This window comes from Streptomyces sp. NPDC005728, assembly GCF_040630895.1.
In the GTDB taxonomy this organism is placed as follows: domain Bacteria; phylum Actinomycetota; class Actinomycetes; order Streptomycetales; family Streptomycetaceae; genus Streptomyces.
Genome location: NZ_JBEXYL010000012.1, coordinates 76,483 through 95,684 on the forward strand (window position 1 = coordinate 76,483; position 19,202 = coordinate 95,684).

At 70.7% G+C, this 19,202-nt stretch carries 21 protein-coding genes; 7 read left to right on the top strand and 14 right to left on the bottom strand.

Features of this window, described 5'->3' with window-relative positions; all coding sequences use genetic code 11:
* Positions 1–7 precede the first annotated feature (7 nt).
* The 3 genes from ureG to ABZ471_RS11525 all read left to right on the top strand — a co-directional run bounded on the left by ureG (position 8) and on the right by ABZ471_RS11525 (position 3,175).
* Entirely contained in the window at positions 8–685 is a 678-nt protein-coding gene (gene ureG / locus ABZ471_RS11515) for an urease accessory protein UreG (RefSeq protein WP_359064979.1), read from the top strand.
* On the top strand, positions 682–1,464 hold the full coding sequence (locus tag ABZ471_RS11520) for an urease accessory protein UreD (RefSeq protein ID WP_359065092.1): 783 nt from the start codon (positions 682–684) through the stop codon (positions 1,462–1,464). The genes ureG and ABZ471_RS11520 overlap by 4 nt, the downstream gene beginning before the upstream one ends.
* A gap of 115 nt (positions 1,465–1,579) precedes the next feature.
* The gene (locus ABZ471_RS11525) at positions 1,580–3,175 is read left to right on the top strand and encodes an alpha/beta hydrolase (protein WP_359064981.1); all 1,596 of its coding nucleotides are present in this window, start codon (positions 1,580–1,582) and stop codon (positions 3,173–3,175) included.
* A gap of 51 nt (positions 3,176–3,226) precedes the next feature.
* Here the strand turns inward: ABZ471_RS11525 and ABZ471_RS11530 are convergent, their stop codons facing one another.
* The 4 genes from ABZ471_RS11530 to ABZ471_RS11545 all read right to left on the bottom strand — a co-directional run bounded on the left by ABZ471_RS11530 (position 3,227) and on the right by ABZ471_RS11545 (position 7,261).
* A complete protein-coding gene (locus tag ABZ471_RS11530; RefSeq protein WP_359065094.1) occupies positions 3,227–4,243 on the bottom strand; it encodes an NAD-dependent epimerase/dehydratase family protein in 1,017 nt (338 codons plus the stop codon).
* A gap of 70 nt (positions 4,244–4,313) precedes the next feature.
* On the bottom strand, positions 4,314–5,033 hold the full coding sequence (locus tag ABZ471_RS11535; RefSeq protein ID WP_359064983.1) for a lysophospholipid acyltransferase family protein: 720 nt from the start codon (positions 5,031–5,033) through the stop codon (positions 4,314–4,316).
* Between the two features lie 98 nt (positions 5,034–5,131).
* A complete protein-coding gene (locus tag ABZ471_RS11540; RefSeq protein WP_359064985.1) occupies positions 5,132–5,560 on the bottom strand; it encodes a hypothetical protein in 429 nt (142 codons plus the stop codon).
* A 129-nt stretch (positions 5,561–5,689) separates the two neighbouring features.
* A complete protein-coding gene (locus ABZ471_RS11545; protein ID WP_359064987.1) occupies positions 5,690–7,261 on the bottom strand; it encodes a cellulose binding domain-containing protein in 1,572 nt (523 codons plus the stop codon).
* A gap of 204 nt (positions 7,262–7,465) precedes the next feature.
* Between ABZ471_RS11545 and ABZ471_RS11550 the strand changes: the two genes are divergently transcribed.
* Positions 7,466–7,870: a DUF6153 family protein gene (locus tag ABZ471_RS11550; protein ID WP_359064989.1), complete on the top strand. Its 405-nt coding sequence runs from the start codon at positions 7,466–7,468 to the stop codon at positions 7,868–7,870.
* Positions 7,871–7,948: 78 nt separating this feature from the next.
* Positions 7,949–8,578, top strand: coding sequence for a DUF305 domain-containing protein (locus tag ABZ471_RS11555; RefSeq protein ID WP_359064991.1), 630 nt, complete (start codon positions 7,949–7,951; stop codon positions 8,576–8,578).
* A 48-nt stretch (positions 8,579–8,626) separates the two neighbouring features.
* Here the strand turns inward: ABZ471_RS11555 and rocD are convergent, their stop codons facing one another.
* The 8 genes from rocD to ABZ471_RS11595 all read right to left on the bottom strand — a co-directional run bounded on the left by rocD (position 8,627) and on the right by ABZ471_RS11595 (position 15,875).
* Positions 8,627–9,853 (bottom strand): ornithine--oxo-acid transaminase, encoded by a 1,227-nt coding sequence (gene rocD / locus ABZ471_RS11560; RefSeq protein WP_359064993.1) that lies wholly within the window; start codon positions 9,851–9,853, stop codon positions 8,627–8,629.
* On the bottom strand, positions 9,853–10,662 hold the full coding sequence (gene ddaH, locus ABZ471_RS11565; protein WP_359064995.1) for a dimethylargininase: 810 nt from the start codon (positions 10,660–10,662) through the stop codon (positions 9,853–9,855). Before ddaH ends, rocD begins: the two co-directional genes overlap by 1 nt.
* A gap of 165 nt (positions 10,663–10,827) precedes the next feature.
* Positions 10,828–11,313, bottom strand: a complete 486-nt coding sequence (locus tag ABZ471_RS11570; protein WP_359064997.1) for an Lrp/AsnC family transcriptional regulator — start codon at positions 11,311–11,313, stop codon at positions 10,828–10,830.
* Positions 11,314–11,351: 38 nt separating this feature from the next.
* Entirely contained in the window at positions 11,352–11,519 is a 168-nt protein-coding gene (locus tag ABZ471_RS11575; RefSeq protein WP_359064999.1) for a hypothetical protein, read from the bottom strand.
* Between the two features lie 84 nt (positions 11,520–11,603).
* Positions 11,604–12,554 carry a cytochrome c oxidase assembly protein gene (locus ABZ471_RS11580; RefSeq protein ID WP_359065001.1) on the bottom strand — a complete coding sequence of 317 codons (951 nt, stop codon included), beginning with the start codon at positions 12,552–12,554 and terminating at the stop codon, positions 11,604–11,606.
* 105 nt (positions 12,555–12,659) lie between these two features.
* The gene (locus ABZ471_RS11585; RefSeq protein WP_359065003.1) at positions 12,660–13,685 is read right to left on the bottom strand and encodes a 6-phosphofructokinase; all 1,026 of its coding nucleotides are present in this window, start codon (positions 13,683–13,685) and stop codon (positions 12,660–12,662) included.
* Between the two features lie 202 nt (positions 13,686–13,887).
* Positions 13,888–14,616 carry a glutamine amidotransferase gene (locus tag ABZ471_RS11590; RefSeq protein ID WP_359065005.1) on the bottom strand — a complete coding sequence of 243 codons (729 nt, stop codon included), beginning with the start codon at positions 14,614–14,616 and terminating at the stop codon, positions 13,888–13,890.
* A 20-nt stretch (positions 14,617–14,636) separates the two neighbouring features.
* Positions 14,637–15,875, bottom strand: coding sequence for a MurT ligase domain-containing protein (locus tag ABZ471_RS11595; protein WP_359065007.1), 1,239 nt, complete (start codon positions 15,873–15,875; stop codon positions 14,637–14,639).
* A 151-nt stretch (positions 15,876–16,026) separates the two neighbouring features.
* Here ABZ471_RS11595 and def point away from each other — a divergent pair, with 151 nt between their 5' ends.
* Positions 16,027–16,581 carry a peptide deformylase gene (gene def, locus ABZ471_RS11600; RefSeq protein ID WP_359065009.1) on the top strand — a complete coding sequence of 185 codons (555 nt, stop codon included), beginning with the start codon at positions 16,027–16,029 and terminating at the stop codon, positions 16,579–16,581.
* 56 nt (positions 16,582–16,637) lie between these two features.
* On the opposite strand, the gene ABZ471_RS11605 is transcribed toward def, so the two are convergent.
* Entirely contained in the window at positions 16,638–17,282 is a 645-nt protein-coding gene (locus tag ABZ471_RS11605) for a TetR family transcriptional regulator (RefSeq protein WP_359065011.1), read from the bottom strand.
* Positions 17,283–17,454: 172 nt separating this feature from the next.
* Between ABZ471_RS11605 and ABZ471_RS11610 the strand changes: the two genes are divergently transcribed.
* Positions 17,455–18,681 (top strand): acyl-CoA dehydrogenase family protein, encoded by a 1,227-nt coding sequence (locus ABZ471_RS11610; protein ID WP_359065013.1) that lies wholly within the window; start codon positions 17,455–17,457, stop codon positions 18,679–18,681.
* Here ABZ471_RS11610 and ABZ471_RS11615 read toward each other — a convergent pair.
* A complete protein-coding gene (locus ABZ471_RS11615; RefSeq protein ID WP_359065015.1) occupies positions 18,678–19,199 on the bottom strand; it encodes a cupin domain-containing protein in 522 nt (173 codons plus the stop codon). The genes ABZ471_RS11610 and ABZ471_RS11615 overlap by 4 nt on opposite strands.
* Positions 19,200–19,202: the final 3 nt, after the last annotated feature.

Genomic DNA, 19,202 nt, shown 5'->3' on the forward strand with positions numbered 1-19,202 from the left:
GTCGTACATGCACCTCGACCACACCCACGACGGCCCCTCCGCCGTCAGCGCCGACGCCCACCGCCCCGACGGCTCGCGCCGCGCGCTGCGGATCGGGCTCGGCGGGCCCGTCGGGTCCGGGAAGACCGCGACCGTCGCCGCGCTGTGCCGGGCGCTGCGCGAGCAGTTGTCGCTGGCCGTCGTCACGAACGACATCTACACCCGGGAGGACGCCGAGTTCCTGCTCCGGGAGGCCGTGCTGCCGCCCGAGCGGATCACGGCCGTGGAGACGGGCGCCTGCCCGCACACCGCGATCCGCGACGACATCTCCGCCAACCTCGAAGCCGTGGAGGACCTGGAGGACGGGATCGGCCCGCTGGACCTCATCCTCGTCGAGTCCGGCGGGGACAACCTGACCGCCACCTTCTCCAAGGGGCTTGTGGACGCGCAGATCTTCGTGATCGACGTGGCCGGTGGCGACGACATCCCGCGCAAGGGCGGGCCCGGCGTCACCACCGCCGACCTGCTCATCGTCAACAAGACCGACCTCGCGCCGTACGTCGGGTCCGACCTCGCCCGGATGGCCGCCGACGCCAAGGCGCAGCGGGCCGAACTCCCGGTCGTCTTCCAGTCGTTGCGCGGCGGCACCGGAGTCGCGGACACGGCCGCGTGGGTGCGGGAGCGGCTCGCCGCGTGGACGGCATGACGGCGACCGGCGTCCGGGCGCACGCACGGATCGTCGCCCGCCCCGACGGACGCGGCGGTACGGCCCTGCCCGTGCTGGACGGCGAAGGCCCGTTGGCGCTGCGCCGCACCCGGGCGAGCGGCGGCGAGGCGCGGGTGATGGTCGTCGGCGCGATGAGCGGCCCGCTCGGCGGCGACCGCTTCTTGCTGGACGCGCGCGTGGAGGAGGGGGCACGGCTGCACGTGGGGTCGGCCGCCGCCACCATCGCGCTGCCGGGACAGGCCAAGGGCGAGGCCCGCTACGACGTACGGCTCGATGTGGCCGACGGGGGTGAGCTGCACTGGCTGCCCGAACAGCTGATCTCGGCCGGCGGCAGCGACCTGTACGTCACCACCCGGGCCGAACTGGGCGCCGGAGCACGGCTCGTGCTGCGCGAGGAGCAGGTGCTCGGCCGGTTCGGAGAGGAGCCCGGACGGCTCACCAGCCGGCTCACGGTGCGCGTCGCGGGCCGGACCGTACTGGACCAGGAGCTGTCCTGCGGGCCCGGGGCACCGGGCGGCTGGGACGGGCCCGCCGTGCTCGCCGGACACCGGTCGGTCGGTCAACTGGTCGTCATACGACCCGAGTTCGCAGGGCAGCCGCCCGCCGCGCGGATGCTGGGGGAGAGCGCCGCCCTGGTGCCGCTCGCGGGGCCCGCCGTCCTCGTCAGTGCCGTGGCCCCCGACGCGCTCGGCCTGCGGCGACTGCTGGACGAGGCCTTGACCCTGCTCGCCCAGGGGGCTCCGCTCAACGGGACCTGAACGTCCGTTTATCGGATTGGTAAAGAAAGGCCTGCTCCCCCTGTTCTCAGACGGCTCACAGCCGAGAGGATCCCCGTCTGACCACTTGTAGCAATGTGTAGGGGGAGGGGCCCACTTGAGGGACAACAGACCGAAGAGCCGCCTGCTGGCACTCGGTTCGGCCGGAGCGCTCGTCACCGCGACCCTGATAGCCGGCGCGGTGTCGGCGCCCGCGGCCAGCGCGGACAGCCGCCACGGACGGGACCGCGAGGCCCAGGGCGCCGCGATCGCCGCCGCCCGCGCCGCCAAGGCCGGCATCCACTGGCAGGACTGCCCCGCCGACTGGGGCCTGGCCAAGCCCATCCAGTGCGGCTGGGTCTCCGTGCCGCTCGACTACGCCAAGCCGTACGGCAAGCAGATCAAGCTCGCCGTCGACCACATCGGCAACACCGGGACGAAGAAGGAGCGTCAGGGCGCCCTCGTCTACAACCCGGGCGGTCCCGGCGCCTCCGGCCTGCGCTTCCCGACGCGGATCACCAACAAGAACCCCATCTGGGCGAACGTCGCCAAGGCCTACGACTTCGTGGGCTTCGACCCGCGCGGCGTCGGCCACTCGGCGCCCATCTCCTGCATCGACCCGCAGGAGTTCGTCAAGGCTCCCAAGGCCGACCCGGTCCCGGACAGCGAGGCGGACAAGACCGCACAGCGCAAGCTCGCCCGCGAGTACGCGGAGGGCTGCGCCGAGCGCAGCGGCGCCATGCTGCCGCACATGACCACGCCGAACACCGCCCGTGACCTGGACGTCGTCAGGGCCGCGCTGGGCGAGAAGAAGCTCAACTACCTCGGCGTCTCCTACGGCACCTACCTCGGCGCCGTCTACGGCACCCTCTTCCCGGGCCACCTGCGCCGCATGATCGTGGACAGCGTGGTCAACCCCTCCCGCGAGAGCATCTGGTACCAGGCCAACCTGGACCAGGACGTCGCCTTCGAGGGCCGCTGGAAGGACTGGGAGGACTGGGTCGCCGCGAACGACGCCGCCTTCCACCTCGGCACCACCCGCGCCGCCGTCCAGGCCAAGTGGCTCGAACTGCGCGCGACCGCCAAGAAGAGTCCCCTCGGCGGGGTCGTCGGCCCGGCCGAGCTGATCTCCTTCTTCCAGAGCGCCCCGTACTACGACTCCTCGTGGGTGCCGGTCGCCTCGGTGTTCAGCAAGTACGTCGCAGGGGACACCAAGGCGCTCGTCGACGCGGCGGCCCCCGACCTGTCGGACACGGCCGGCAACATCAGCTCGGAGAACGGCAACGCCGTCTACACCGCGGTCGAGTGCGCCGACGCCAAGTGGCCCACCAGCTGGCGGAAGTGGGACCGGGACAACACCCGGATCCACACGGACAACCCGTTCATGACCTGGGCCAACGCCTGGATGAACCTGCCCTGCGCCACCTGGCAGGCCAAGCAGCGGACCCCGGTGGACGTCAGGACGCACCGCGGCCTGCCGCCCGTGCTGATCGTGCAGTCCACGCGCGACGCGGCGACCCCCTACCCGGGCGCCGTCGAACTGCACAAGCGCTTCAAGGACTCCCGCCTGATCACCGAGAAGGGCGCGGGCTCCCACGGTGTGACCGGCCTGGTCAACCCCTGCATCAACGAGCGGGTCGACAGCTACCTGCTCACCGGCAAGCTGGACACCTCCGACGTGACCTGCGCGCCGCACGCGACGCCCAAGCCGTAATCGCCCGGATACGGTGACGAGGGGCGGCCGGACTCTCCGGCCGCCCCTTCGTCATGCGCCCGCCCGCCAGGCGTCCTCCGTCGCATAGTCGAACAGGTCGGGGTAGACCCGCGCGAGCAGCGGGAAGCACTCCCGCCAGTCCTCCGCGGCCAGCCGCCGCCGCAGCCACTCCACCGTCTCCGGCAGGCTGTCCACGTACGACACCACCGGCCGGTAGCCCAACTCCCGCTCCGCGGCGGACATGTCGAGGACGACCGGCAGCGGCGCCGACCACGGGGTCCGGCCCACGTTCCCGCGGGGCGGCGGGCCGTCCACCGGCGTGGTCTCCGTCTCCACGCCCATGACCGCGTCGATCGCCGCTCCGATCGCGGCGACCGTCGGCGCCTCGGGGTCGCAGGCGTTGAGCACCCGGGACCCGGGCCGGGCCGCGGCCAGCCGGACCAGTTCGGCGACGTTCCGGGCGCCCGCCGGATGGAACCGGCTCTCCCCGCCGTACGCGAGCACCCGCCTGCCCCGCCCGTCCAGGTTCCGCTTGACGAAGTACAGCTCGCGGGGGAGCGGACTGTACGGCCCGTGCACCGCGCCCGCCCGCAGCACCGTCGTCGGCAACTCCGCGCCCTGCGCGAGCAGTTCGCGCTCCATGGCCGCCTTGCGGGTGCTGTAGCTCGCCTCGCCCGGAGCCACCGTCGGCTGGGTCTCCGCGACCGGCACCGGGTACGCCGGGACCCCGTCGGGCTCGCTCTGGGTGTCGAAGCCCCGCCCCTTGCCGTCCTCGTACACCGACACACTGGAGACCACCACGGCGGAGCCGATCCGGCCCGCGAGAGCCGTCAACTGCCGGGCGTGCCCGGCGTCGTACGCGACCATGTCGACCACCAGATCGCAGCCGTCGCCCACCGCGGCCGCGAGCGCCGCGTCGTCGGAGCGGTCCAGCCGGACCGCCCGCACCCCCTCACCCCACGACGCGTCCCGGCCACCGCCCCGCGAGGCGGCCGTCACCTCCCAGCCGTCGCGTTCCAGCGCCGCCACCGCCGGACGGCCGATCTGCCCGCTCGCCCCGATCACCACAGCCCGTTTCATGCGGCGAGCCTAGGCGCGCGCCCCGCCCGCATCGAAGCCCTTCTGCCGACGGCAGACGTCAACCGAGCGGGGCCCGCGGAAACCTGCGCTCCTTCTTCTCGGCGGCCTGCTCCGCCTTGACGACGGCCGCGTACTGGTCGACGTACTCCTGCTCGGACAGCGAGAGGATCGCGTACATGATCTCGTCGGTGACGGCCCGCAGGATGGCCTTCTCGCTCTCCATGCCGGCGTAGCGGGAGAACTCGAGCGGCTTGCCGAAACGGATGACGACGGGGTGGATGTTCGGAATGACCTTGCCGGGCGGCTGCGCCTCGAAGGTGCCGATCATCGCGCAGGGCACGACCGGCACCCCGGCCCTCAGCGCCATGACCGCGACCCCGACCTTGCCCTTGTACAGCCGGCCGTCGTGCGAGCGGGTCCCCTCCGGATAGATGCCCAGCAGCTCGTCCCTGCTCAGCACCCCGAGTCCCTCGCGAATCGCGGCCTGCCCCGCGTCCTTGCCGGAGCGGTCCACCGGGATCTGCCCGGCGCTGCGGAAGAAGAACGCGGTGAGCCGGCCCTTGAGGCCAGGCCCGGTGAAGTACTCCGCCTTGGCGAGGAAGGTGATGCGCCGCTTCAGCATCGCCGGCATCAGGAAGTGGTCGGAGAAGGACAGATGGTTCCCGGCGACGATCGCGGGCCCCGACGCCGGCACGTTCTCCAGCCCCTCGATCCGAGGGCGGAAGACCAGCCTGAGCAGGGGGCCCAGCAGCACATGTTTGAGCAGGTAGTAGAACAAGGGCACGCTCCTCACTCGGGCGGATCGACTCAGCGTAAATGCGGGTGCACTCACGCGGAACCGGGCCCGTCCCGGTCAATGCTGACTTCTTGCAGCCACTACTGACGGGTACTCAGGCGCGCGATTCGGCGGGGTTCCGGTGCCGGTTCCGTCCGGTACGAGAACCAGGCGAAGAACGCGAGGACGAACAGTCCCTCGGCGAGCAAGGACAGAGGGCCGTACGGCGCCTCCCAGCCGTCCTCGTAATAGCCGCCCGGCAGGCCGACGGTACGCGACACCGCAAAACCGACGATCATTCCGAGGCTGACCAGCACCCCGGTCAGCCACGCGGCCAGCGGGCGGGGCCGGACGACGAGCGCCACGGCCACAGCGAGCATGACGGCGCTGCCCACGGCGAACAGTAGACCGATGTAGAACATCTCCTCCAGGTGATCCGGGATGAGCAGCGTGTGCAGCACAGCGTTTGCGATGGCGCAGGACACGGCCACTCCCCTCCAGATGACGTCTGCGGCATGGGTGGAGTTCATGACGGATCCAGGTTGGGCATGGATGGTTCGAACGAAGCCTTTGCCGGCACGGGGCGCCCTCTATGAAGGGGTACGGACGACAGCAGGGACGGGATTGCGTGATCCGGCATTCTGTTCGGCGGCTTTACGTCAGCCGGTGTACGCCGCGAAGATCTTCGCGAACTCGTAGGGGGACTGCGGGACGTTCGTGCACTGGTACAGGGCGCCGGTACAGGCGTTGCGGTCCCGGGTCGCCTCCCAGAAGGCCAGCTCCCCGAGGTGCCTGCCCTGCGCGAAAGAGACCAGCTGGCGGGCGTCGTTCTGGTCGTAGACGTGGCCGTCGTCGTTCTGGCCGAGCATCGGCGTCACTCCGACCATCGCCCAGATCCGGGCGTCCGTCCTGCCGGGATAGAGCGACTGCAGCTGGGTGAAGGTGCTCTGCGCGGCCTGGACCGCCGCGTCGCCGTAGTCGGTGCTCCTGTAGTAGTCCATGGCCATGATGTTCACCAGGTCGAGGTCGACCCCGGCGTCCCGCGCCGCCTTGACCACGTTCAGGCCGTCCGAGGTCAGGCCCTCCGGGAGCACAGGGAGCGTGAGGGAGATCCGCAGCCCGGGGTGGGCCTGCTGCAGTCGTGCCAGGGCCTGGGACCGGCGGGTGATCGAGGCCGGGTCGGCGGCGGCCGCGCCCTCGATGTCGAAGTCGACGTAGGTCAGGTCGTACGCGTTCACGACCGCGTTGTACTCGGTGTAGAGGGAGTCCACCGAGTCGCAGGCCTGGGCCAGTTCGATGCCGGACGCGCCGCCGAAGGAGACCTTCACGTCCCCGCCGCGTGCCCGGATCGCATCGATCTGGTCCCTGGCCCAGCCGTCGCGCGGGTCATAGGCGTTGAACCACATGGCCTTGCAGCCGGAGGCGGTGACGAACGCCATCGTGTAGCTCGTGAGCCCGCTCGCGGAGGCCATGTCGGGCATGCTCGGGGTGGGCCATGCGCCCATGTCGATGTACGGAGCGGTGTGGACGCCGCCGCTCGGAGGAGTGCCTCCGGAAGCGGTCGTCCCGGTGACCGCCGTACTGTACGCGGAGACGTTGCCGGCGGCGTCCTTGGCCCGCACGCGGAACGAGTAACTCGTGTTCGCCTGGAGGCCGGTGGCGGTGTAGGAGGTGCCGGTCACCGTGGCGGGCGTACCGCCGTCGCGCGAGACCTCGTAACCCGCGACGGATCCGGAGTCGTCGGTGGCGGCCGTCCATCGCACGGTCAGCGTCGAGCTGGACGCAGAGTCCACGCGCACGCCGCCCGGTACGCCGGGCGGGGTGGTGTCGGTGCCGCCGGAGCCGCCCGTGCAGGGCGCGCCGTTGAGCCGGCAGCCCGCCGGTGTGCCGGTCCCGCTCGACACCCACCCGAAGGTGGCGCTCGCGCCGGGCGCCAAAGAGCCGTTGTACTCGCGGTTCTTGAAGGTGTAGTGGCTGCCGTTCCGCGTGAGCAGTGCGTCCCAGTACGAGCCGACCGTGGTGCCGGAGGGCAGGTCGAACTCGACGGTCCAGGCCGATACGGTCGTGCTGCCGCCGTTGGTGACGGTGTACGCACCCTGGTATCCACCGTCCCAGGTCGAGCTCTGGGCGAAGGATGCCGTGGGCGATCCCGCCGCGGACGCGGACGGTGGGGCCACGACCAGGAGGAGTGCCCCGAGGCACAGGGCGACGAGTGCCGATGGTCTTCGCATTGCTGCCTCCACTGGGGGGGTGGGCGCCGGGTCGGCGTGCGGGGCCGTGCAGGATTGGTCCATACCAAGTGATGGCATGTACATATCGACTGAATGGGTCCGCGTCAAGGGTTCTCCGGCGGCCGGGAGCGGGGGACGGCGCTGTGCGCCCGCACCGGCGGGGCCCCGGCTCGTCCCTCGGCCGCGCCCCCTACGATGTCCTCGATGAACCGCACCGGACAGCACCCCACGCGACCGCTCCTGCGGCGATGTCGCGCGCTGTTCGTGCTCGCGGTGCTGGCCGGGCTGCTGGGTATGCACGCCCTGGCGCCCGGCGGGGGCGGGGCGCACACAATGCACGCCGGCCCCGCGCACACGCGGGTCATCATGGTCACCGCCCAGGACGACTGTCCCGAGGGCGACGGCCACTGCGGTGGCCATCGGATGCACCATGCCGACCCCACCTGCGCGTCCGGGGCCGTGAACGGCGGGCCGCAGCTGCCCGCGCTCGTACCCGACGCCGTGACCGCCCCCGCACCGGCCGCCGCCCTCCGCTCGTGCACGGTCACGGGACCCGACGGGGCACGTGCCCCACCCTCCCTGGCAGAACTCCAACTCCTGCGGATCTAGAGGCCGCGACGGCCGCACGCGCTGCGGTCGTCCTCCCCCGCGCGCCCGAGACACCATTCCCACAGCAGGAGTTCCAGCATGACCACCCGTACTCTCACGCGCCGTGCCGCCCTCGTCGCGGTGACCGCCGTCGCCTCCGTCGTCCTCGCCGCGTGTGGCAGCGGCGACGGCGACCACGCGGGCCACGGCACCTCGCCGAGCGCGAGCGCGACCGCGTCCGCCACCGCCCACAACGCCCAGGACGTCGCCTTCTCCCAGGGCATGATCCCGCACCACCAGCAGGCGCTGGAGATGGCGCGGCTCGCCGCCGGCCGGGCCTCCTCGGCGCAGGTGAAGGACCTCGCCTCGCGCATCGAGAAGGCGCAGGACCCGGAGATCCGCACCATGACCGGCTGGCTGAAGGCCTGGGGCGAGCAGGTCCCGATGGCCGGCATGGACCACTCGGGTCACGCCGGGATGTCCGGCACGGCCGGGATGATGAGCGACGACGACATGGCAGCCCTGAAGAAGGCCACCGGCAAGGACTTCGACACGAAGTTCCTGTCCCTGATGGTCGAGCACCACCAGGGCGCCGTGGAGATGGCCGCCACGGAGAAGAGCAAGGGAGCGTACGGCCCCGCCAAGGGCATGGCCGACGACATCGTCCGTGCGCAGAACGCCGAGATCAAGGAGATGAAGCAGATTCTCGGCGACAGCGGCAAGGGCTGACCGGGCGGGCAGGGGGCCGGCCGGACACCGGCGGCCCCCTGCCCCGTCTCAGCCGGCCTGGCCGAGCACCTTCTCCAGCGTGCCCAGCGCGGAGCGCAGCTCCTCGGCCGTGATGGTCAGCGGCGGCGCCAGCCGGATCGTGGAACCGTGGGTGTCCTTGACCAGGACGCCCTCCCGCATGAGGCGCTCGCTGATCTCCCGGCCGGTGCCGATGACCGGGTCCACGTCGACGCCCGCCCACAGTCCGCGCGCACGGAAACCGGTCACGCCCCTGCCGACCAGCTCGGTGAGGCCGTCGTGCAGGATCCGCCCCAGCTCGGTTGCCCGGCGCTGGAACTCGCCGGTCTCCAGCAGCTCGACCACCGCGGTGCCGACCGCCGCCGCCAGCGGGTTGCCGCCGAACGTGGAGCCGTGCTCGCCCGGGTGCAGCACGCCCAGCACCTCGCGCCGGGCCACCACCGCCGACACCGGCACGATGCCGCCGCCGAGCGCCTTCCCGAGCAGCAGCACGTCCGGGACCACGTCCTCGTGCTCGACGGCGAGGGTACGGCCGGTGCGGCCGAGACCGGACTGGATCTCGTCGGCGATGAACAGGCAGCCCTTGCGCCGCGTCAGCTCACGGACGCCGGCCAGATACCCCTCGTCAGGGATGACGACCCCGGCCTCGCCCTGGATGGGCTCCAGCAGCACCGCCGCCGTCGTCTCGTCGACCGCCGCCTCCAGTGCGGCCAGGTCGTTGTACGGCACGATCCGGAAGCCGGGCGTGAAGGGGCCGAAGCCGGCCCGGGCCGACTCGTCCGTGGAGAAGCTGACGATCGTCGTCGTACGGCCGTGGAAGTTCTCCGCCGCGACCACGATCGTCGCCCGGTCGGCGGGGACGCCCTTCACGTCGTACGCCCACTTGCGGGCCACCTTGATGCCGCTCTCCACCGCCTCCGCGCCGGTGTTCATCGGCAGCACCATGTCCAGCCCGGTCAGCTCCGCGAGCCGCTCGGCGAACTCGGCGAGCCGGTCGTTGTGGAAGGCCCGGGAGGTCAGGGTCAGCCGGTCGAGCTGGCGGTGCGCGGCCTCGATCAGCGCCGGGTGCCGGTGGCCGAAGTTGAGCGCCGAGTAGCCGGCCAGCATGTCGAGATAGCGGCGGCCCTCGACGTCCTCCACCCAGGTGCCCTCGGCCCGGGCGACTACCACGGGCAGGGGGTGGTAGTTGTGCGCGAGGACCGGCTCCTCCGCCCGGATCAGGTCGTCGGACGTACGGGCGTGCACGGGTGCGGTCATCAGCGGATCTCCTGGGTGCAGCACTTGATGCCGCCGCCGGCCTTGTGGAACTCCGACAGGTCGACGGGGACGGGGACGTAACCGTGGTCGGCCAGGCGCTCGGCCAGCGCCTCGGCCTTGGGGGCGATGAAGACGTGCCGGCCGTCGGACACCGAGTTCAGGCCGAACGCCATCGCGTCGTCGCGGGTGGCGAGCACCGCGTCCGGGTACAGGCGCTTGAGCGCCTCCCGGCTGCCCGGCGAGAAGGCCTCCGGGTAGTAGGCGATGTTGTCGTCGTCCAGGACGAAGAGTGCCGTGTCCAGGTGGTAGAAGTACGGGTCCACCAGGGTCAGCCCGATCACCGGGTGGCCGAGGAACTCCTGCGCCTCGCGGTGGGCCTCACGGGTGGTGCGGAAGCCGGTGCCGGCCAGCACGTACCGGCCCGTCCACACCAGGTCTCCCTCGCCCTCGGTCACCGCCTCGGGGCGGTACACGTCGTAGCCCGCCGCCTTGAACCAGGTGTCGTAGTGGTGCGATTCGGGGCGCCGCTCCGGCGCGTGGAACAGGGAACCGAAGACCCGGCCGCCGACCACGAACGCCGCGTTCGCGGCGAAGACCATGTCGGGCAGGCCCGGGACCGGCTCGACCGCGTCGACGGCGTGGCCATGGGCGCGGTAGGCGCGGATCAGCTCCTGCCACTGCTCCTGAGCCAGATCCACGTCCACGGGCGTGTCGGGATGCATCCAGGGATTGATCGCGTACTGCACGGCGAAGTGTCTGGGTTCGCAGACGAGGAAGCGCCGAGGGCGCGGCACACGGCTTTCGGGCACAGAGGGTTTCCTCCGCTTTCCTGTGTGTTACTGAGGGGTGACACAACGGTAGGAAGAGAGGGAGAGGGACGACAAGAACGGAAAGCTGCGTGCATGTGCAGCATCGCTGCGTTCTCATCGGCCAGAACGCACGAGAGCTGCGTGGGGCCGGGGTTTGGTTCGCGATCACTCCGGTGCGGCGTGGGTGGCGCCCGCTTCCGGGCTTTCCGGGAGCAGGTGGGACAGCACCATCACGCTGATCGTCTTCCGGATGAAGGGTTCGTCGCGGATGCGCTCCAGCACCTCCTCGAAGTGCTCCACGTCCCGCGCCCGCACGTGCAGCAGCGCGTCCGCGCCGCCGGTCACGGTCATGGCCGCCGTGATCTCCGGATGGTTGCGCACCACCTCCGCCAGGCGGCGCGGCGGGGCAGCGCCCTCGCAGTACACCTCGACGTACGCCTCCGTGCGCCAGCCCAGCGCGGAGGGCTTCACGGTCGCCGTGAACCCGGTGATCACACCGGTCTCCCGCAGCCGGTCCACACGCCGTTTGACCGCGGTGGACGACAGCCCGACCGCCCCGCCGATCTCGGCGAAGCTGGTCCTGGCGTTCGCCATCAGCGCGGTGATGATCTTGCGGTCGAGGTCGTCGAAGGACGTGGCCCTGCTGTTCATGCGGGCACTGTAATCAGCCACGCCCGCAGCGAGCGGCCCTAGGGCTGGGTGACGACCATGGTGAGGGTCAGCAGGCCCAGCACCACCCATCCGAACCACAGCCAGCCGTTGCTGCCGAGGGCGACCGTGTAGGCCGTCACCAGGACGAGCCCGCCGACGGTCATCGCCCCCATCGCCTTGGTGGAACCGTTCGTGGAACCGGGCATCGCGGCACCCTCCTCATGGTCCGTCCTCGACCATGGTGCCCCGATTTCCGCCAGGGCGGGATACCCGGGCCGGATTCCGCCGGCTCAGCCCTCGCGCGCGTTGAGGGAGGCGAGATAGGCGTTGTACGCCTCCAGCTCCTTGTCACCGTCCCGGTCGGCAGCCCGGTCCTTGCGCTTGGCCTGCCGCTGCTCGGACCCGTACCACTGGAACAGCAGGGCGATCAGCACCAGCACGGACGGGATCTCGCTGAACGCCCAGGCGATGCCGCCGGCCGCGTTCTGGTCGGAGAGCGCGTCGATGCCGAGCGAGGCGGGCGGGTTCTTGAACGTCTCCACCATCGGCGTCGACGCCATCATCAGCGCGATGCCGAAGAACGCGTGGAACGGCATGCCCGCGAACAGCTCCAGCATGCGCATCAGGTAACCCGGCCGGTGCGGCCCGGGGTCCACACCGATGATCGGCCAGAAGAACACGACACCCACGGCGAGGAAGTGCACCATCATCGCGATGTGCCCGGTCCTCGACCCCATCAGGAAGTCGAACAGTGGCGTGAAGTACAGCGCGTACAGGCTCGCGATGAACAGCGGGATCGTGAACACGGGGTGGGTGATGATCCGCATGTAGCGGCTGTGCAGCAGCGCCAGCAGCAGCTCACGCGGCCCTTTGCGGCCCCGGCCGGCCACCGGCAGCGCGCGCAGCGCCAGCGTGACCGGGGCGCCCAGCAGGATCAGGATCGGCGACAGCATGCTGATCACCATGTGCTGCACCATGTGCACACTGAACATGACCATGCCGTAGTCGTTCAGCCTGGTGCACATCATCAGCGCGATGGTGAGGACACCGAGGACGTACGAGACGGTCCGGGAGACCGGCCAGGAGTCCCCGCGCCGGCGCAGCCGCACGACACCCCACCCGTACAGAGCCAGCCCGGCCAGACAGGCGACGAGAAAGAAGGGATCCGCCGACCACTGGAGCCCCTGCCCCAGCGTGAACGGCGGCAGATCCATCGTCATGCCGTGCCCGCTGTGATCCATCCGCCGGCTCCTGATTCGTGGGGGTTGTACGCGTCTGTCCGCCCCCAAGAGTAGAACCGCCCCCGGTCACGGCTGTGACCGGGGGCGGGTTGTTCCTGGTGTGGACTACAGCACGCACTCCGCCTCGTCGTACCGCTCCGCGGGAACCGTCTTCAACGTCTCCACGGCCTCGGCCAGCGACACCATCACGATGTCGGTGCCGCGCAGAGCCGTCATCATCCCGAACTCACCCCGGTGCACGGCCTCCACCGCATGCCACCCGAACCGCGTGGCCAGCACCCGGTCGTACGCCGTCGGGGTCCCGCCCCGCTGCACATGGCCCAGGATCACCGGCCGCGCCTCCTTGCCGAGCCGGTGCTCCAGCTCGAGCGACAGCTGCCGCGCGATCCCCGCGAAGCGCTCGTGGCCGTAGATGTCCTTGCCGCCCTCGTCGAACTCCATGGAACCGGGCCGCGGCTTCGCACCCTCCGCGGCGACCACGATGGCGAACCGCTTGCCCGCCTCGAACCGCTCGCCGACCTTCTTCGCCAACTCCTCGATGTCGAAGGGCCGTTCCGGTACGACGATGGCGTGGGCGCCGGCCGCCATGCCGGAGTGCAGCGCGATCCAGCCGGTGTGGCGGCCCATGACCTCCACGACCAGCACACGCTGGTGGGACTCGGCGGTGGTCTTCAGCCGGTCCAGCGCCTCGGTCGCCACGCCGACGGCCGTGTCGAAGCCGAAGGTGACGTCCGTGACCGCGATGTCGTTGTCGATGGTCTTCGGGACGCCGACGACGGGCAGACCGTTGTCCGACATCAGCCGGGCGGCCTTCAGTGTGCCCTCGCCGCCGATCGGGATGATCGCGTCCAGGCCCAGCTCCTCGACATGGCCCTTGGCTCGCTCCACACCGTCCCGCAGATGCGAGGGCTGGACCCGTGAGGAGCCGAGGATGGTGCCGCCGCGGGCCAGGATGCCGCCCACCGCGTCGAGGTCGAGCTTGAGGTAGTCGCACTCCAGGAGGCCCTTCCAGCCGTCCCGGAAGCCGATGACCTCGTCGCCGTGGTCGGCGACGGCACGGTGCACGACGGACCGGATGACGGCGTTCAGGCCGGGGCAGTCGCCGCCGGACGTGAGGACACCAATGCGCATAGCCCGAATTACCTTCTCAACGTGGGCCGGGAAACCGGACCACGTCGTCCGGCGGATTCCAGGCCACCCTACCGGCGTGAGGGGGTCGCTCCGTAGCGGGCGTCCGCCTGCTGGACGCGCCCGCACATGTGAGCGGACGGACCGTCAGGCGGGCCCCACCACGAGCCTGCCGGAACGCACTAGGAGAGCGCTGGAACGACGCTTACGCAGGCTGCTGCGCAGCTGCGATTCGCTCGTTGCGGAGCGCCTCGTACCAGCGGTCGTCGATCGGCGGCAGCGCGTTGACGTCGAGCGCCAGCTTCAGCAGCAGGTCCGCGATCAGCGGGTTGCGGGCGAGAACCGGCCCGTGCATGTACGTGCCGAAGACCGTCCCGTTGTACGCGCCCTCCGTGCCGTCCCCGGTGCCATTGCCCTTGCCGATCTGGGTCCGGGCGAAGGGACGGGCGGTGGCACCGAGGTGGGTGACGCCCTGGTGGTTCTCGAAGCCGGTCAGCTGAGGCAGGCCGAGCTGCGGGTCGATGTCCGCGAGGACGTCGCCGACGCACCGCTCGCCCTCGCCGCGCACCGACACCACGTCGAGCAGGCCGAGGCCCGGCTCGCGCTGGCCGAGGTCGTTGATGAACTCGTGGCCGAGGATCTGGTAACCGGCACAGACGGAGAAGACGATCGCGCCGTTCTGCACCGCCCGCTGCAGATGGCCGTCGCGCCGCAGCCGCTCGGCCGCGAGCCGCTGCGGCCGGTCCTCGCCGCCGCCGATCAGGTAGATGTCGCCGGAGGTCGGGATCGGCTGGTCGCTGCGTACGTCCAGCCGGGCCACGTCCAGGCCGCGCTGCCGGGCCCGGCGCTCCACGACGAGCGCGTTGCCCTGGTCGCCGTAGGTGCTCAGCAGGTCCGGGTAGATCCACACCAGCCGCAGTTGGTTGTCGCTCATGAGGTGATCGCCCTTCCTGATCAGTTGCCGACCCGGCGGCGCAGGTCCTGGAACGCGGTGTAGTTCGCGATGACCTCGATGCGTCCCGGCGGGGCCATCTGGACGGCCTGGTCGAGGTTGTCGCAGACCTGGAAGTGCTGGTTCGCGACCTCCAGGCGGACGGCGAGGTCCAGCTTCCGGTCACCGACGACGAAGATCGGGTGGCCGGTCAGCCGCGTGTAGTCGACGTCCCACAGCCAGGAGGTGTCGGTGCCGTCGGCCCCGCGCGCGTTCACGGACAGGATCACCGGAGCGGGCGGCGGGTCGATCAGGGAGAACGTCTCCAGCCAGCCGGCCGGGTTCTTGGCCAGCAGCAGCCGCAGGTCGCGGTTCTGGAACTGGACGACGTCGTAGCGTCCGGCGACCGCCTGCACCTGGTACATCCGCTCCAGGGCCACCTGCGGCGGCACCCCGAAGACGGCGGCGACGGCCGCGGAGCTGGCTGCGTTCGCCTTGTTGGCGCGGCCCGGCAGCTGCAGATGGATCGGCCAGGCGGACCCGTGCGGATCCAGCACATGGTCGCCGGAGAGCGCCCAGCTGGGCGTGGGCCGGCGGAAGCCGCACTCGCCGCAGAACCAGTCGTCACCGGGCCGCTGCATCACACCGCCGCAGGACGGGCAGGACCAGGCGTCGTCCTTCCACATCTGCCCGGCCGCGACCCAGATCACGTTCGGGGAGGAGGAGGCGGCCCACACCACGAGCGGGTCGTCGCAGTTGGCGACGACCACGGCCTTGGAGCCGGCCAGACCCTCGCGCCAGTTCTCGGCGAGCATCCGGGTCTCGGCGGCGCGGTCCAACTGGTCGCGGGAGAGGTTCAGCAGAGCGATGCACTTGGGGCTGGTGTCCCGCGCCACACCGGCCAGGTACTTCTCGTCGACCTCGATGACGCCGAACTTCGCGTCCGAGCCGCCCGCGAGCGCGGAGGTGATGCCGGCCGGCATGTTGGCGCCGAGCGCGTTCGACACGACCTCGCCCGCGGCGCGCAGCGCCTCCGCGATGAGCCGGGTGGTCGTGGTCTTGCCGTTGGTCGCGGACACCAGGACGACGTCCAGGTTCTGCGCGAGCCGGGCGAGCAGGTCGGGGTCGAGTTTCAGCGCGACCCGGCCACCGATCACCGACCCGCTGCCGCGCCCTGCGGCGCGCGATGCCGCAGCGACCGCCTTGCCCGCGGTCACGGCCAGCTTGGCCCGCGGCGAGAGCGGGTCCGAGTTGCCTGCCATCAGTTCTCGATCCTCCTTGCGTACGCGCCGCGCCTGGGGCCATCCGGCTACGTGGTGTGTGCCTCAGCCTATCGAGATCCGTTCGCACACCCGAATCCCGGCCCACACCTGCGCGGCGAGCATGAGCTGAACGAACCGTACCCTTGCCGCCATGCGACACGGCCCGATCCCGGGCGCCCACGGGCGCGTCCGGCCACTTTCCCTGCTCCACGACCCCGTCCTGCACGAGCCCTGCCGGGACGTCACGGACTTCGGTCCCGAACTCGCCGCACTCGTGGAGGACTTGTTCGCGACCATGTACGCGGCCCAGGGGGTGGGCCTCGCCGCGAACCAGATCGGGGTGCCGCTACGGGTGTTCGTGTACGACTGTCCGGACGACGAGGACATGCGACATCTCGGACATGTCGTGAACCCGCGGCTGGTGGAGGCGGACGGCGTGGTGATCCGGGGGCCGGAGGGCTGCCTGTCCCTGCCGGGGCTGGAGGCGGGGACGGAACGCTACGACCACGCGGTCGTCGAGGGTTTCACGGTGACCGGAGAACCGGTCACCGTGCACGGCACGGGTTTCTTCGCCCGGTGCCTGCAGCACGAGTGCGACCACGTGGAGGGCGCGGTGTACGCCGACCGTCTGACGGGCTGGCGCCGCCGCAGACTGATGAGACAAATCTCGCGATCTTCATGGCGCCGGTCCACAGCCCCCACCTAGGAGGCACGGGGAACCGTGCGATCAGCTCCCCTGTGCCCGCAGCCGGGATTCGGCCGTCAGAATCCCGGACCGCCCATCTTGTCCCCGGCCGCCGCGAGCCGTCCCCACAGGAGATCGGCGAGAGACCGCACCAACTCGGCACGGGTGCACGGCCGCTCACCCAGCCACCAGTCGCCCGCCGCATGCATCATCCCGACGATCCCGTGCCCCCACACCCGCGCCAGCTGCTGACTGCCGGGCCCGAGGTCCAGCCGGTCCTCGATGACCTGGGCCAGCTCCTCGCCCATCCGCCGGAGCAGCGGCGCACTGTGCTTGCCGACGTCGAACCCGTGGTCGCCGCCCGTGCTGCCCTCCGCCGGATGCATGAGGAACCGATACACCTGGGGTCGTGCCTCGATCGCCGCGAGGTAGGTGTCCAGCGTGGACTCCACCCGCTCCCGCCGCTCGGCCGGAGCGTCGAGCGCGGCCCGGAGCGAGTCCAGCAGCGCGTCCGTGTGCCGCTTGGCCAAAGCCGCGTAAAGCCCGCCCTTGTCGCCGAAGTGGCGGTAGAGGATCGGCTTCGTGATACCCGCTTCCGCGGCGATGGCGTTCATCGACGCCTGCGGGCCGTCGCGCAGCACCACCCGGTCGGCGGCCTCCAGCAGCTCGCGCCGTCGGCGGTCGGCGGACCGCTGCTGATCGGTCCGCTGCGTGGTGTCCATGAGCTCTCCCCACCCGTGCTGATTCGGTGACGCCTGCGCAAACTAACACTGTCCACGCCCCTGACATCGAACGGGAGGCCGAGACGTCATCGGGAGTTGACTTTTCCTACCGGTCGGTAACAGACTCGGGGTTACCGCTAGTAACACCGCACGTGCCGCCGCTGGAGGGGACATGGCCGAGTTCACCATGGAGCTCAACGACGAACAGAGGGAAGTCCGGGACTGGCTGCACGGCTTCGCCGCCGATGTGATCCGCCCCGCGGCCGCCGAGTGGGACGAGCGTGAGGAGACTCCCTGGCCGGTCATCCAGGAGGCCGCGAAGGTCGGCATCTACTCCCTCGACTTCTACGCGCAGCAGTACTTCGACCCCACCGGCCTCGGTATTCCGATGGCCATGGAGGAGCTGTTCTGGGGCGACGCGGGCATCGCCCTCTCCATTGTGGGCACCGGCCTCGCCGCCGTGGGCGTTCTCGCCAACGGAACCGAGGAGCAGATCGGCACCTGGATACCCCAGATGTACGGCGACGCGAGCGACGTCAAGGTCGCCGCGTTCTGCTCCTCCGAGCCCGACGCCGGCTCCGACGTCGCGTCCATGCGCACGCGTGCCGTGTACGACGAGGCCAAGGACGAGTGGGTGATCAACGGCACGAAGACCTGGGCGACCAACGGTGGCATCGCCAACGTCCACGTCGTCGTCGCCGTCGTGGACCCGGAGCTGGGTTCCAAGGGCCATGCCTCGTTCATCGTCCCGCCCGGCACGCCGGGCCTCGCCCAGGGCCAGAAGTTCAAGAAGCACGGCATCCGCGCCTCGCACACCGCCGAGGTCATCCTCGACAACGTCCGCGTCCCCGGCTCCTGCCTGCTCGGGGGCAAGGAGAAGCTGGACGAGCGGCTGGCGCGTGCCCACGAGCGGGCCAGGTCGGGAGGCGAGCGGGTGAAGAACGCGGCCATGGCCACGTTCGAGGCGTCCCGCCCGGCCGTCGGTGCGATGGCGGTGGGCACGGCCCGGGCCGCGTACGAGGTGGCTCTCGACTACGCGACGACACGTGAGCAGTTCGGGCGGCACATCATCGACAACCAGGGGGTCGCTTTCCAGCTCGCGGACATGCGCACGCAGATCGACGCCGCCCGGCTGCTCGTCTGGCGGGCCTCCTGGATGGCGGTCAACGGCAAGCCGTTCACCGCGGCCGAGGGCTCGATGTCCAAGCTGTTCGCCAGCGAGACCGCGAAGAAGGTCACCGCCCAGGCGATCCAGATTCTGGGCGGCAACGGTTACACCAGGGAGTACCCGGTGGAGCGCATGCACCGGGACGCGGCGATCTACACGATCTTCGAAGGCACGAGCGAGATCCAGCGCCTGGTGATCGCCCGTACGCTGTCGGGAATGCCCATCCGTTAACGATGTCTGAGCGGCGTCAGCTGCTCGATGTCGTACCGCCTCCGCAACGCCTCGATGGCGGCGTGGTCGGGCGGGCCGTCGGTGCCGAGGATCTCCAGCAGCTCCTCGAAGTAGCGCTCGTGGTCCGGCGGCGGGGATGCCTGGAAGAACATCTTCGTCGGTGTCTCCGTCGGGTTCGCGAACGCGTGAGGGCAGCCCGGGGGTACGACGATGACCGTGCCCGGCGTCGCGCGGACCACCCGGCTGCCCGAACTCGACTCCCACTTCTGCCAGTTGTCGGGCGTGCGGATGCGCGGCTCGAAGGCGAGCACGTCCAGTTCGCCTTCGAGGACGTAGAACAACTCCTCGCTGCGCGTGTGCACATGGGCGCCGACGTCGAAGCCCGGCGGGACCTCCACCTCGAAGGTGGAGGCCGTCCGTGAGTGGGTGCCCGTGACCTTGAAGGTCACACGCTGGGCGGGCGTCGCGACGACGCGGCCGTGGCCCGGCGGTACGAGCAGCCCTTCGGTCGTCGTCATCTG